The organism is Agromyces atrinae (assembly GCF_013407835.1).
GTDB classification, from domain to species: Bacteria; Actinomycetota; Actinomycetes; order Actinomycetales; family Microbacteriaceae; genus Agromyces; species Agromyces atrinae.
Window position 1 is genome coordinate 1,372,780 of record NZ_JACCBI010000001.1, and the last position, 12,899, is coordinate 1,385,678.

General features: G+C 69.2%; 10 protein-coding genes. 2 read left to right on the plus strand and 8 right to left on the minus strand.

From position 1 onward, the window contains the following. Nucleotides 1-95: 95 nt before the first annotated feature. Both purU and BJ972_RS06595 read left to right on the plus strand, forming a co-directional pair. Nucleotides 96-959 (plus strand): formyltetrahydrofolate deformylase, encoded by an 864-nt coding sequence (gene purU / locus BJ972_RS06590; protein ID WP_129173049.1) that lies wholly within the window; start codon nucleotides 96-98, stop codon nucleotides 957-959. A gap of 19 nt (nucleotides 960-978) precedes the next feature. After that, nucleotides 979-1,341 carry a YrdB family protein gene (locus BJ972_RS06595; RefSeq protein ID WP_129173051.1) on the plus strand — a complete coding sequence of 121 codons (363 nt, stop codon included), beginning with the start codon at nucleotides 979-981 and terminating at the stop codon, nucleotides 1,339-1,341. Between the two features lie 3 nt (nucleotides 1,342-1,344). Here BJ972_RS06595 and BJ972_RS06600 read toward each other — a convergent pair whose 3' ends face one another. The 8 genes from BJ972_RS06600 to BJ972_RS06635 all read right to left on the minus strand — a co-directional run bounded on the left by BJ972_RS06600 (nucleotide 1,345) and on the right by BJ972_RS06635 (nucleotide 12,892). Then, nucleotides 1,345-2,130 (minus strand): glucosamine-6-phosphate deaminase, encoded by a 786-nt coding sequence (locus BJ972_RS06600; RefSeq protein ID WP_129173053.1) that lies wholly within the window; start codon nucleotides 2,128-2,130, stop codon nucleotides 1,345-1,347. Continuing rightward, nucleotides 2,130-3,059, minus strand: coding sequence for an ROK family protein (locus tag BJ972_RS06605; protein WP_129173055.1), 930 nt, complete (start codon nucleotides 3,057-3,059; stop codon nucleotides 2,130-2,132). The genes BJ972_RS06600 and BJ972_RS06605 overlap by 1 nt, the downstream gene beginning before the upstream one ends. A 49-nt stretch (nucleotides 3,060-3,108) precedes the next feature. After that, nucleotides 3,109-4,029: a carbohydrate ABC transporter permease gene (locus tag BJ972_RS06610; RefSeq protein WP_373366811.1), complete on the minus strand. Its 921-nt coding sequence runs from the start codon at nucleotides 4,027-4,029 to the stop codon at nucleotides 3,109-3,111. Further along, the gene (locus BJ972_RS06615) at nucleotides 4,026-5,015 is read right to left on the minus strand and encodes a carbohydrate ABC transporter permease (protein ID WP_129173057.1); all 990 of its coding nucleotides are present in this window, start codon (nucleotides 5,013-5,015) and stop codon (nucleotides 4,026-4,028) included. The genes BJ972_RS06610 and BJ972_RS06615 overlap by 4 nt, the downstream gene beginning before the upstream one ends. A 69-nt stretch (nucleotides 5,016-5,084) precedes the next feature. Beyond that, nucleotides 5,085-6,353 carry an extracellular solute-binding protein gene (locus tag BJ972_RS06620; RefSeq protein WP_129173059.1) on the minus strand — a complete coding sequence of 423 codons (1,269 nt, stop codon included), beginning with the start codon at nucleotides 6,351-6,353 and terminating at the stop codon, nucleotides 5,085-5,087. Between the two features lie 65 nt (nucleotides 6,354-6,418). Further along, the gene (locus BJ972_RS06625) at nucleotides 6,419-7,639 is read right to left on the minus strand and encodes an ROK family transcriptional regulator (RefSeq protein ID WP_129173061.1); all 1,221 of its coding nucleotides are present in this window, start codon (nucleotides 7,637-7,639) and stop codon (nucleotides 6,419-6,421) included. 172 nt (nucleotides 7,640-7,811) lie between these two features. After that, nucleotides 7,812-11,474 (minus strand): S8 family serine peptidase, encoded by a 3,663-nt coding sequence (locus tag BJ972_RS06630; RefSeq protein WP_241830730.1) that lies wholly within the window; start codon nucleotides 11,472-11,474, stop codon nucleotides 7,812-7,814. A gap of 200 nt (nucleotides 11,475-11,674) precedes the next feature. Further along, nucleotides 11,675-12,892 carry an NADP-dependent isocitrate dehydrogenase gene (locus BJ972_RS06635; RefSeq protein WP_129173063.1) on the minus strand — a complete coding sequence of 406 codons (1,218 nt, stop codon included), beginning with the start codon at nucleotides 12,890-12,892 and terminating at the stop codon, nucleotides 11,675-11,677. Nucleotides 12,893-12,899: the final 7 nt, after the last annotated feature.

A 12,899-nucleotide genomic window follows, 5' to 3' on the forward strand; every position in this document is an offset into this window, starting at 1 on the left:
TTTGTGCTGTTCGGCGGAGCTGAGCAGCACAAACGTGACGCCGAGACGGCGCGGGCGGATGGGTGCCGAGAGGCGACTCCGACTACTCTGGGCGAGTGACTGCTGCGACCACGACCAACCACTGGGTTCTCACCCTCGTCTGCGCCGACGGCCCCGGAATCGTCCACGACGTGAGCGGCGCCGTCGTCGCCGCGCGGGGCAACATCACCGAGAGCCAGCAGTTCGCGAGCACCGACACCGGCCGTTTCTTCATGCGCCTGCAGATCGAGTCGCCCGCGGAACGCGCCGAGTTCGAGGCCGCCCTCGCTCCCGTCATCCAGCGCTTCGACATGACCTGGACGCTCGACGTCGTCGGTCGCCCGCTGCGCACTCTCGTGCTCGCCTCGACGGCGGGCCACTGCGTCAACGACCTGCTCTTCCGGCACCGCGGCGGCCAGCTGCCCGTCGAGATCCCCCTCGTACTCTCCAACCACGGAACGCTGCGCGACCTCGTCGACTTCTACGACGTGCCGTTCGAGGTGCTCCCCGTGACGGATGCCGCGAGCAAGGCCGAGTTCGAGAAGCGCGTACTCCGTGCGGTCGACGAGCACGACATCGAGCTCGTCGTGCTCGCGCGATACATGCAGATTCTCTCGCCCGAGCTCTGCGAGGCGCTCGCGGGTCGCTGCATCAACATCCACCACTCGTTCCTGCCCGGCTTCAAGGGGGCGAACCCCTACCGTCAGGCGCACGCCCGCGGCGTGAAGCTCATCGGTGCGACCGCCCACTTCGTGACGAGCGACCTCGACGAGGGCCCGATCATCGAGCAGAACGTCGTGCGCGTCGACCACTCACGATCGCCGTCCGAACTCGTCGCGATCGGTCAGGACGAAGAGAGCCGCACGCTCACCCAGGCGGTGAAGTGGTTCGCCGAGAGCCGCGTGCTGCTCGACGGCGCCCGCACGATCATCTTCCGCTGAGCGCCGGTAGGATGGCGGAGTGACGAACGCCTCACCCGAGACCCGCATCGGACCCAACGAGATCCTGCGCTTCTTCCTCGAAATCTTCGCCTTCCTCTCCCTCGGCATCTGGGGATTCCTCGCCTTCGAGGAGTGGTGGCTCAAGTTCGTCGCCGGCCTCGGCGCTCCGCTCCTCGCGATCCTCGTGTGGGCGCTCTTCCGCTCGCCGAAGGCGGTCTTCCGCATCGATGCGTTCGGTAAGGCCATCATCGAGATCGCGGTCTTCACAGCTGCGGCCCTCGCCTGGTGGACCCTCGGTCAGCCGATCGTCGCCATCGTCTTCGCGGTCGTCGCGGCGGTGAGCGGTGTCATCAACGGTCGCCGCGAGCTTGCCGCGGGCTGAGCCTCAGAGCCCCTGCCACGCCGGCTTGTTCGCCCAGACGTAGCGGTAGTAGTCGGCGTTCTCGAGTCGAGCAGCCGCGTCCTCGTCGACGATGACGCTCACGCGCGGGTGCAGTTGCACGGCAGACCCGGGCACGCTCGCCGTGAGCGGCCCCTCGACCGCACGCGTGACGGCCTCGGCCTTCGCCGCACTGAACGCGAGCAGCACCAGGTGGCGGGCCCGCAGGATCGTGCCGAGCCCCTGCGTGAGGCAATGCGTCGGCACGTCGTCGATCGAGTCGAAGAAGCGTGCGTTGTCGCGTCGGGTCGCCTCCGTGAGCGTCTTCACGCGCGTCAGCGAGCCGAACGACGAACCGGGCTCGTTGAACCCGATGTGCCCGGTGCGACCGATGCCGAGGATCTGCACGTCGATGCCGCCCGCTCGGCGGATCTCCGCCTCGTAGTCGTCGCCCGCGGTGACGATCGTCGCCGGATCGCCGTTCGGCACGTGCACGAGATCGGGTCGGAGCCCGAGCGGTTCGACGACCTCTCGCGTGATGACGGAACGGTAGCTCTCGGAGTGCCCGGGCGGCAGGCCGACGTACTCGTCGAGGGCGAAGCCGCGCACGCGCGACACGTCGAGCCCGCGTGACGCGACCGTCTCGGCGAGAGCACGATAGGTCGTGAGCGGCGTCGATCCCGTCGCGAGCCCGAGCACGGCGTCCGGGCGTTCCGCGATAAGGTCGGCGAGCGTCTCGGCGACGAGCGCGCCGGCCTCCGCGGCATCCCCGACGATGACGACCTCCGCCATCAGCTCATCCCCACGAGGGCCGCACCGACCGCCGCCGCCGGGAATCCCGACGGGAGGAGCCGGACGCGGTCGGGAAGCGCGAGCGACGCGATGAACGGCGACTGGGCAGCTCGGCGCGCGAGCGTCGCGCGCACCCCGATGAGCAGCCGGTCGCCGAGGGCGCTGAGCCCACCGCCGACGACGACGGTCTCGACGTCGGTCGTGAGCACGAGCACCCTCACGGCCGCCGCGACCCCGTCGATGAACGTCTGACGCACCGTGACGGCGCGCTCGTCGCCCCGATCGGCCGCATCGAACAGGTCGCGCGCCGGCAGCGCGGCGGCCGTCGGCCACAGTCGCGCGATCGCCGAACCGGATGCCACGAGCTCGAGGCATCCACGCTGGCCGCACGCGCACTGTTCGCCGCGCGGATCGACGGGGAGGTGGCCGATCTCGCCGGCGATACCCCCGCTGCCGCGCCACAGCTGCCCGCCGAGCACGACGCCCGCCGCGAGTCCGGTGCCGAGGTTGAGGTACGCCATCGACGTCGGCGGGGCTCCGGTGTCGGTGTCGGACCGGAGCGACGTGCCGAGCAGGAGGGAAGCGCCGAGGGCTGCGGCCTTGACGTCGTTCTCGACCCGCACGGGCGCGCCGAACACGGCGGCCAGGCGCGGTCCGAGGTCGAGCCCGCCGAAACCGAGGTTGACGGCGTGCTCGACGCGGCCCGTCGCGGTGTCGACCGCACCGGGGATCCCGATGCCGATCGATTCGAACGAGCCCGCATCGATGCCCGTGATCTCGCTCATGCGCCGCACGGTCTGCACGGCGGTGTCGACGACGGCGCTCGCGCCGAATCCCGTCGGGAGCCGCACCTGGTCGACGATCCCGCCCGCACCCGTCATGGCGACCGCCGCGGTCTTCGTCCCTCCGATGTCGATGCCGAGCCTCATGCCGTCGCCCCCTCGGCGACGATCAGCGCCCGGCGACGCCTCGCGCCCGTCATCCCTTCACCGCGCCCGCGACGAGCCCGCTCGTCATCCGCCCCTGCACGATGAGGAAGAAGATGACCACGGGGATCGCCATGAGTGTCGAGCCGGCCATGATCGCGGCCCAGTTCGTCGTGCCGGTGAGGGTCTGGTAGGTACGCAGCCACACGGGAAGCGTCATCATCTCGGGTCTCGCATTCACGACGAGAGCGAGCACGAACTCGTTCCACGCCTGGATGAATCCGAAGACACCGGTCGCGACGAGGCCGGGTGCGAGGAGCGGGAAGGTGATGCGCCAGAAGGCGCCCGCCCGGGAGAGACCGTCGATCATGCCGGCTTCCTCGAGGTCGGCGGGCACGCCGTTGACGAAGCCGCGGAGGGTCCAGATCGTGAACGGCAGCACCGTCGCGACGTAGACGACGGTCAGGCCGATGATCGTGTTGAGCAGATGCCAGCCGTCGAGCACCCGGAAGATCGAGACGATCATCGCCTCGCCGGGGATCATCTGCACGACGAGGATCGTAATGATGAACGCCTTGCGCGTCTTGAATCGGAACCGCGTCACCGCGACCGACGCGAGGAAGGCGAACACGAGCGCGATGACGACCGTCGAGATCGTCACGAGCAGCGAGTTACCGAGTGCGGGGAGGAAGGGCGTGCGCCCCGGGTCGAAGAGCACCGTCTCGTAGTTCCGCCACGTGAAGTTGTCGGGCCAGAAGTGCATCTCGTTGCCGCGGATCTCGTTGTTCGGCTGGAACGAGGTGTTGATCATCCAGTACACGGGGAAGACCGCGACGACGAAGATCACGACGGCGACGATGCTGAGCACGACGCTCGTCAGTCGGCGGCGGCCACCGCCGCGGCGCTTCGCGACGCGGGGTGCGGCCGGCCCGGAGGGTCCGACGAGGGCGGGGCCGAAGGCGGGGGCGCTCACAGGTCCTCCTGCTTGATGTTCTGGCGCACGTAGTAGAGCGAGATGACCATGAGGATGATGACGGTGATCACGGCGATCGCGCCGCCGAGACCGAACTCGCCGCCGGCGATCGAGACCTGGTAGATGTACACGCCGAGGGTGTTCGTCTGCTCACGGATGCCGCCGATGTCTTGCAGCGCGAAGATCTGTGTGAAGACGCGGAGGTCCCAGATGATCTGCAGGATCGTCGTCACGAGGAAGATCGGCTTGAGGTAGGGGAAGATCACGAAGCGGAACCGCTTCACTCCCCCGGCCCCGTCGAGCTGCGCCGCCTCGAGCACCTCATCGGGCACCTGCGTGAGGCCCGCGTAGAGCGTGAAGGCGACGAACGGCACGGCGCCCCACACGATGATGATGCCCGCGACGAAGAAGAAGCTCAGCGGGTTGATGAGCCACGAGTGCTGCTGGAACTCGTCGAGGCTGAAGAGGTTGACGAGGATGTGGTTGACGATGCCGTAGTCGGTGTCGAAGACCCAGCCCCACACGATCGTGGCGGTGAGCGCGGGCATCGCCCACGCGAGCAGGAGGCCGACCGCGAGGAGGCCGCGGAAGAACTTGTTGAGTCGCGTCATCATGAGTGCGATGAGCGTGCCGAGCACCATCGTGATGATGACGCACGCGGCGGCGAAGAGGATCGTGCGGCCGAGAACCTGCCAGAAGGCGGGGTCGGAGAGCACCTTCGTGTAGTTCGCGAACCCGATGAACTCGGGCGGGGCTCCGAAGACCTGGGCTCGGCCGAAGGTCTGGAACGAGGTGATGATGAGTTGGACGAGGGGCCATCCGACGATCGCGGCGAGCGTGACGATCGAGGGGATGAGCAGGGCGTACGGCGTGAAGCCGCCGCGTCGGCGGCGTTGCCGACTCTTCGGCGCCGGCTCGGGGGCGAGCAACCGCTCTCCCTCGACCGCGCTCGGCGCGGGAGCCTGACCGGTGACGGGCGTGGTCATCGTGCTTCTCCTGGATTGGCAGAGTGGTGGAGGTACCGGGGAGGCCGCACGCGGCCTCCCCGGCGACGATCAACCGTTGAGGATCGCGTCGATCTTGTCGTCGGCCTCGGCGGCGAGAGCGGCGACGTCACCGCCCTGGGCGATCTTCACGAAGAGGTCCTGCAGGATTCCCGCAGCCTCGACGTCGGCCCACTTCGGCGAGGCCGGGGTGAGCTTGGCGTTGCCCGCTGCCTCGCCGATCGCGACCGCGACCTCGTCGGTGCCGAGCGTCGACGCGAGCGACTTCTTCGCGGGGACGAGGCCGTTCTCGCCGTAGATCGTCTGGAACTCGTCCGAGAGGATGATCGCGAGAGCGTCCTTCGCGAGGTCGGGGTTCGCCGACTTCGCCGAGATGCCGATGTTCGAGCCGCCCGCGAAGACCTGAGCCGCGCCGCCGTCCATGCCCGGAAGGGCGTAGACGCCGAGGTTGGCCTCCTGGTCGGGGCAGCCGGGTGTCTCGGCGTCGGCCGGAGCGAGGATCGACCACTTGACCCAGCTCGGCGCCGAGAGCTGCAGCGTCGTGCCGTCGCAGTATCCGACCTGCGGGTTCGTCTCGTTGCCGTCCTTCGGCGCGAGCGAGGCCTTCGTCATGACCTCCTGCACCTGCGTGAGACCGGCGACCGATTCGGCCGACGAGAGTTCGGCCTTCCACCCGTCGCCGTCGGGCACGGCGATCTCTCCGCCGTTCTCCCAGATGAACGGGAGGGCGTTGTACCAGTCCTGACCGGGCCACCAGATGCCCGACTTACCGGGGTTCGCGGTGGCGAGCGCCTCGCCGTTCGAGACGTACTCGTCGAGCGTCGTCGGCACAGCGAGGCCCGCCGCCGCGAGGGCGTCCTTCTTGTAGAAGACGAGACGGGCGCCCGAGTAGAGCGGCGCCGCGTAGAACTTGCCGTCGTACGAGCCCGCTTCGACGAAGCCCGGCAGCAGGTCGTCTCCGCCGAGCGCGTCGTAGTCGGCCGTCAGGTCGAGGAAGGCGCCGGCCGAGGTGAACGCGGCGGCCTGCGTGTTGCCGACCTCCACGACATCCGGGCTGTCCGAGCCGGAGAGGCTCGTGGTGAGGCGGTCGACGAGGCCGTCCCACGACTGCTCCTCGATGACGAGCGTCGAACCGGGGTGCTCCTCCTCGAAGGTCGTCTTCAGGTAGTTGCGAGCCTCGTCGGGGGTGTCGGTACCGACGAGCCAGACGCGGATCTCGGCGCCATCGCCGGACCCTGCGTTGCTGTCGCCACCTGCGGCACAACCGGCGAGCGACAGCACAGCCGCGGCGCCGAGCGCCACGATGCCGAGTTTCCTCATGTGATTGCTTCCTTTCCTAGGGCGAGATGGCAACTCCGTGCTGCCATCCGTGGTGCGTGGTGGGGTCAGGAGACCCCGAGTTGTCCGGAGAGGACCATGACGGCCGCGCCGCGCAAGACGATGTCCTGCCCGTGCGAGGTCATCCGGAGCGACAGGTCGCGGTTGAAGTCCGCCATCGTCCGCTGCCGGAGGGTCTCGATGGTGGCGTCGAGGAACGCGCCATCGAGAAGTTCTGGGGGGCCGCTCACGACGACGTCGGAGAGGTTGAGTGTGCCGACGACGGGAGCGAGCACGATGCCGAGGCGGCGCCCCGCTTCGCGGAGCACCTCGTCTCGTGCGCGGTCGGTGCCGACGGATGACGCGAGCCGATCGATCTCCGAGGCCAGGCGCGGGGCCGCGAGCCATGCCTCGAGGCAGCCGTGTCGGCCGCACGCGCAGAGGGGGCCCTCGTCGGTGCCCACGACGACGTGGCCGATCTCACCCGCCGCGAATGCGCTGCCGACGACCGGGTGGCCCGCGATGATGAGGCCGGCACCGACACCGAGCCCGACGCGGACGAGCAACAGGTCGTTCGACGTGTGCTGCGCGGCGTGCTCGGCGAGCACGGCAGCATTGGCGTCGTTCGCGACGTGCACGGGCACGTGGAATCGGTCGGCGATGAGGCTCTGGAGGGGAAGGTCGGTCCACCCGAGGTTCGGTGCCGACAGCACGACACCGGCGCGGTCGACGACACCGGGTGAGCCCACGCCGATCCCGAGGACGGGGGCGGTCGCGGTCCCCAGCAGCTCGGCGACGAGGTCGACCACCTCGGCCACGAGCGCGTCGCCCGTCGTCGATCCCGTCGCGTGCTCGGCGCGCGCGAGGATGCCGTCGTCGAGATCGTGCACGGCGCCGCGCACGATACCCGTGTCGGACAGGTCGACGGAGATGACGTGGAAGGCGCCGCGGTCGACATCGAGGAGCGTCGCGGGCTTTCCCGGGCGCACGCCCTCGCGCTGTCCCCGGTCGACGACGAGGCGCTCGGTCATGAGCTCGGCGACGAGCTCGGAGACGGTGACGCGTGTGAGGCCCGTCTGGCGGGCGATGTCGGCGCGGCTGAGCGGACCGGCGCCGTAGAGGGTCTGCAGCACGAGCGCCCGGTTGTGCGTGCGCGCGTGTTCGGGGAGCACCTTGCCCGACGGACGGAGGGCGCGACCTCGGGCGAAGAGCGAGGCGGCCGAACGCTCCGACGCGCCGAAACGCGGGGTCGCCGCGCCGGGCGAGCGGGGGGTCTCGGTGGCCGTCATGTTTGTTAGTAAACCTTACGAACTAAATCGGATCAAGAGTTCTCCCGAGTTTGTTCGGAGTGTTACCTATTCGTAACCGGCGCGAATCACGGCGGGCGATCACGGGCCGATCCACGGCCCCGGGCACGACGAAGGGCGACGGGGTCTCCCCCGCCGCCCTTCGCTCGATCCGCTAGAAGATGATCACGAGCAGCTTGCTCGGGCTCGTCGCCGACTGCACGTCATCCGTGCCGGCGAAGCTCGCCTTCACCTGGTAGAAGCCCGATCCCACCCTGGGGAGCGTGACCTTGGCCCGACCGTTCTGATCGAGCACGGCGTCGACCGACTTCTTGCCGACCGTGATCGTGACCTTCTCGCCCGCGACGTCGCCGGCCGTGGTCACGTGGACCGTGGCCTTCACCGGGATGAACGACAGGCTCACCGGCGTGCTGAGCGAGAGCGAGAGCTTCGCCGAGTACACGACGACGACGGCCGCCGATGTCGCGCTGCCGGGAGGCAGACCCTCCTTCGTCGCCGTTACGACGACGGTGAGGCTCGCGCCTTCGTCAGCCGCGGTCACGACATAGGTCGGGGCGGTCGCACCCTCGATGTCGACTCCGTCCCGCTGCCACTGGTACGTGAAGACGAGACCGTCCACGTCCCACGTGCCGGGCTCGGCCGTGAGCGTCTGACCCGCGGCGGGAGTGCCGCTGATCGTCGGCGGGGCCGTGTTGACGGGCGCATCGGGAGCGGGGGCATCGCCCGTCACGACGGAGACGACCGTCGATCGACCGGTCTCGCCGTAGTGCACGAGGCCGAGGTAGCTCGAGTCGGCCGCGAGGCCGGCCCACGATGCGGTGTACGCGACGGGCTCACCCTGCGCTCCGGCCAGGACGGCGGGGTCGACCGTGAAGCCGCCCTCACCCGCACCCGGCTGGACCGCGAAGGTGCGGAAGTCCCACGCCGTCGATCCGCTGTAGACGTCGACGTAAGCGACGTACGTCGCCGCCGGCGGGTTGGGGATGTCGACTCGCTCGTCCGCCGCCCCCGTGGCCGACTGCCACTGGGCGACAGCCGCCGTGCCGTCGGCGTTCAACTGGTAGACCGACAGATCGAGGTCGGCGGTGTCGTCGATCGCGTCGAGGTCGAATCGAGCGAACTCGACGCCCTCGGGCACCTCGATAACGTACTCGAACGAGTCGCCCGGCACGCCCGATCCGCTGTGCTCGGTCTCTGCGCCGGTCGGGTCGGCCTGCAGCGTTCCGAGAGCGAGGCCCGAGGTCGCGAGCGGGATCTCCCCGTCGCCACCCGGCGTCACGGTCACCTCGACCGCGCCGTCGATGCCCGTGCCGGCGACCGACTCGGGAGCCACGATCGTGACGGGGCGCACCGCGATCGGGCTGTGCACCGTGGTCTCACCCGAGGTCCAGTCGAGCGAACCCGTCGCCCACTCGTCGAGCGGGGCGTCGGTGCGCGTGAACGTCACCGAGTACGAGGCGCTCTCGCCCTCGGCGAGCGTGATCTCGGCCGGCTCGACCGCGACGTCGATACCCGCGATGTCGACGGGCTGCGCCGTGAACGTGCCCGACTGCGTCGCCGTGACCGTGCGCGTGATCGTCTCGGGGGCCGTGAGGTCTCCGATCGCGATCGAGGCGAGGTTGAGGTTCGAGGCGTCGATCGGCTCGGCACCGACGTCGTAGCCGACGCCCTGGATGTACGACCACCAGTCCGACTCACCGTTCAGGTAGAGCAGGCCCGGTTCGAAGAACTTCGTCGGGTCGACATGGCCGGCACCCTGGGCGAACGGGTCGGTGACCGTCGCGCCCTCTCCGTCGAGCGTGTCGTACGCCGTCGTCATCATGGCCGACTTGACCTCGGCGGGCGTCGCGTTCGGACGCTCCCCGAGATAGAGGGCCGCGAGACCCGCGATGTGAGGCGCAGCCATCGACGTTCCCGAGAGGAACTTGTACGTCCCCTCCGCACCCTCGGCGTTCGCGCCGGCGGCGAGGATCGAGACGCCGGGCGCCGCGATGTCGGGCTTCAGGATGTCGCTTCCGTCGGCGAGCACTGGACCGCGCGACGAGAAGCCGGCGACCTGCGGAACCGGCGGGGTGTATCCCGTCACCGCGACGTCGTTGCCCGGGGTGAACGTGACCTTCGCACCCTCGGTTCCGGCGTACGCGTACGCGGTCTCCCAGTAGCGGTCCTCGAGGTGGACCGTCGGCACCGAGTGCTCGTCGGTGTCGATCGAGCCCGGCGTGCGGTTCACGAGCAGCATGCCGATGCCGCCGGCATCCGCGACCGTCTGCGACTTCGCGACGCGGTCGTACCCGCCGCGCTCGCACATGACGATCTTCCCGGCGACGAGCGCGGGGTCGAGCGATCCCGGGCCGCAGAGCAGGGGCGAGTCGCCCACGTCGTAGGTGGGGTTGGCGACGAGATCCGCTCGCACGAGGTCGCCCGAGACGGGCTCGGCCCCTTCTGAGCGGTCGACAGTGATCGAGGCGCCGGCGACGGCCGTGCCGTCGCCGAACGTGGCCGTGGCCTCGTAGCTCGGGATGGTCGACGCGGCGACCGTCGTGATCCACGGCGAGGCGTTGTCGAGCGTCGACGAGCCCGGGCCGTCGTTTCCGGCAGAGGCCGCGACGAACACACCGGCGATGGCCGCGTAGAGGAACGACTGGTCGGTCAGCGACACCGTGGTCGACGCCGCACCTCCGCCGATCGAGTAGTTGATGACGTCGACGCCGTCGGCGACGGCCTGGTCGATTCCGGCCAGCAGGTCGGACGTCGCGCATCCGTCATCCGTCTGCACGGCGGGGTCGGGACCCGACCAGCAGACCTTGTACGCGGCGATCTTGGCTCCGGGCGCGACGCCCGAGATGAGCCCGTAGTCGACACCGGCGATCGAAGTGGGCACCTCGTGGTTGCCGGCGGCCGTGCTCGCGGTGTGCGAGCCGTGACCGTCGCCGTCGCGCGGCGACACGTACTCGCCGACGTCGGCCGAACCGAGTCGGTCGGCGCCGAAGCCGCTGACGTAGTAGCGCGCTCCGACGATCTTCGTGGAGCAGTCGTCGGCGGCGAACTGCTCGCCCTCGACGCACACGCCGCGGAACTGGCCGCCGTCGGCCTTGTCGAAGACGATCTCGTCACCCTCGAGGTACGGCGTTCCCACGCCGGCATCCGTGCCGAGCGCGTCGCCGGCGAACGAGGCGTTCTCGGGCGCGATGCCCGTGTCGAGAACACCGACCACGACGCCCTCACCGGCGGATTCCGCACCGCCGACGGCGTCCCAGACACCACCCTCGCCCGAGAGACCGAGGAACTCGGTCGACGGTACGGCGGTGGGCTGGAGGATCTCGTCGGGGACGACGGCGATGACGTCCCGCTGCTGCGACAGCTCGGTGGCCTGCGCGACGTCGAGGTCGGCGGCGAATCCGTTGAGCGTCAGCGTGTACGACTCGTCGACGGCGGCGCCCACGGTCTCGGCGACCTCGTGCTGGCGGTCTTCGAGGTACGAGGAGTAGTCCTGCACGGGGGCGCGGCGCGCGTCGAGCTGCTCGTCACCCTCGGGGGCCGTGGCCGAGAAGCCCTCGACCCCGCCCTGGTAGCCCGCGGCGGGCTCGTCGGCGAGCACGACGATGTATCGACCGTCGGTGAACTCGGTGTACGGCTGGGTGATCCCCGCGCCGATCAGCCCCGCTCCGGCAGGTTGTGCCTGCGCGGGCAGTGCGGCTCCGGCGAGTGCGGTGGCCGCCAGGACGGCGCCTCCCGCAGCGACGGCCAGAGCGCGAAAACCGCCGGGGTGTTCCCGGCGGCGTGGTGCGTGAGATCGTGTCTCGAAACGTGAGCGCACAATATCCCCAATCCCAGTGAGAGTCGGATGTGACCCCCGTTCGCGGGCCACGCATGAGATCGAAACTATCTCAGCACGCGCCCCTCGAACAGGGGGTAGTGCGCAGAATTTCTGCGTTCTGCGCAACGATCCGGCACCGCGGACCCTCGGGAACGACGAAGGGGCGGGTGCCGAAGCACCCGCCCCATCGAGGGAGAGGATCAGGCCGCGAGGCGCGCCTTGAGGTTCTCAGCCAGGGTCGCGAGGAACTCCTCGGTCGTCTGGTACGCCTGCTCGGGGCCGACCAGGAGCGCGAGGTCCTTCGTCATCGCACCCGACTCGACGGTCGTGATGACGACGTCTTCGAGGGTGTTCGCGAAGTCGATGAGCTGCTGGTTGTCGTCGAGCTTGCCGCGGTGCGCGAGGCCGCGCGTCCAGGCGTAGATCGAGGCGATCGGGTTCGTCGACGTCGGCTTGCCTGCCTGGTGCTGGCGGTAGTGACGCGTGACCGTGCCGTGGGCGGCCTCCGCCTCGACGACCTTGCCGTCGGGCGTCGCGAGCACGCTCGTCATGAGGCCGAGCGAGCCGAAGCCCTGCGCGACGGTGTCGGACTGCACGTCGCCGTCGTAGTTCTTGCAGGCCCAGACGTAGCCGCCCTCCCACTTGAGCGACGCCGCGACCATGTCGTCAATGAGGCGGTGCTCGTAGGTGAGGCCGGCAGCGGCGAACTTCTCGGCGAACTCGGCCTCGAAGACCTCCTGGAAGAGGTCCTTGAAGCGACCGTCGTAGGCCTTGAGGATCGTGTTCTTCGTCGAGAGGTACACGGGGTAGTTGCGGTTCAGGCCGTAGTTGAGCGATGCGCGGGCGAAGTCGCGGATCGACTCGTCGAGGTTGTACATGCCCATCGCGACGCCGGAGCCCGGCGACTGGAAGACCTCGAACTGCTGCGGCTCGGAGCCGTCCTTCGGGGTGAACGTCATCGTGAGCGTGCCTTCGCCCTCGAAACGGAAGTCGGTCGCGCGGTACTGGTCGCCGAACGCGTGGCGGCCGACGATGATCGGCTTGTTCCAGCCGGGCACGAGGCGCGGGATGTTCGAGATGATGATCGGCTCGCGGAAGATGACACCGCCGAGGATGTTGCGGATCGTGCCGTTCGGCGAGCGCCACATCTTCTTGAGACCGAACTCCTCGACGCGCGCCTCGTCGGGCGTGATCGTCGCGCACTTGACGCCGACGCCGTGCTTCTGGATCGCGTGCGCGGCGTCGATCGTGATCTGGTCGTCCGTCTCGTCGCGCTTCTGGATCGAGAGGTCGTAGTACTCGAGGTTCACGTCGAGGTAGGGGTGGATGAGCGAGTCCTTGATCGACTGCCAGATGATGCGCGTCATCTCGTCGCCGTCGAGCTCGACGACGGTTCCTTCAACCTTGATCTTCGACAAGGGGATA

Bases quoted from the DNA above. Each gene is read 5' to 3' on its own strand.
- BJ972_RS06620 (WP_129173059.1), bottom strand. From the start codon at position 6,353: ATGAGGAAACTCGGCATCGTGGCGCTCGGCGCCGCGGCTGTGCTGTCG.
- BJ972_RS06625 (WP_129173061.1), bottom strand. From the start codon at position 7,639: ATGACGGCCACCGAGACCCCCCGCTCGCCCGGCGCGGCGACCCCGCGT.
- BJ972_RS06615 (WP_129173057.1), bottom strand. From the start codon at position 5,015: ATGACCACGCCCGTCACCGGTCAGGCTCCCGCGCCGAGCGCGGTCGAG.
- BJ972_RS06600 (WP_129173053.1), bottom strand. From the start codon at position 2,130: ATGGCGGAGGTCGTCATCGTCGGGGATGCCGCGGAGGCCGGCGCGCTC.
- BJ972_RS06605 (WP_129173055.1), bottom strand. From the start codon at position 3,059: ATGAGGCTCGGCATCGACATCGGAGGGACGAAGACCGCGGCGGTCGCC.